At 32.6% G+C, this 607-nt stretch carries 1 protein-coding gene; it reads left to right on the forward strand.

What is annotated here, in order from left to right; all coding sequences use genetic code 11:
* On the forward strand, window positions 1–477 hold a 477-nt coding region (locus WH188_RS26235; protein WP_339424890.1), incomplete at its 5' end, for a helix-turn-helix domain-containing protein.
* Between the last annotated feature and the right edge of the window lie 130 nt (window positions 478–607).

A 607-nucleotide genomic window follows, 5' to 3' on the forward strand; every position in this document is an offset into this window, starting at 1 on the left:
TCTCTTCTTGCTGAAATAAAATCAGAATTGGTAAGGACTAGAATTGACAGTGTACATATTATCCGTTCATTGATTTATTATCTGCTTCAAAAACTAAACCGAGAATATAGTCAGATAAATCATTTGGCAGTAGAAAAAAATGAACAAAATGATGCTTTCGCGTTTAAGCAATTAATAGAAATTCACATCAAAGAAAAGCAGCGTATAAGTGATTATACCGAACTTCTTCATATTAATCGGATTGCTCTTAATAAAGCGGTTAAAAATCAATTCAATGTTACAGCGACTCATTTGCTAAAGCAACGTTTACTGATAGAAATCAAAGATTACCTAATTCATTCCAAGCTTACCGTTGCAGAGATTGCCTATCAGCTTAATTTTTCAGAATCCAACCATTTAATGCGTTTCTTTAAAAAACAGACTGGACTTACAACAAGTGATTTTTTACATGAGTATCAAAATGGTATCAGTTCATAGTTTCTTTTTGTATTCGCCATGTTATTGTACTTTTCTTACCGGTATCGGTTATGGAAGAGTAGATCTAGAGTCAAAAGGAATAGCCTTGATGGTTGGCGTGACACTGTAATCGATACTTTAGTTTTCTTTT

This window comes from Sphingobacterium sp. MYb388, assembly GCF_037479535.1.
GTDB classification, from domain to species: domain Bacteria; phylum Bacteroidota; class Bacteroidia; order Sphingobacteriales; family Sphingobacteriaceae; genus Sphingobacterium; species Sphingobacterium anhuiense.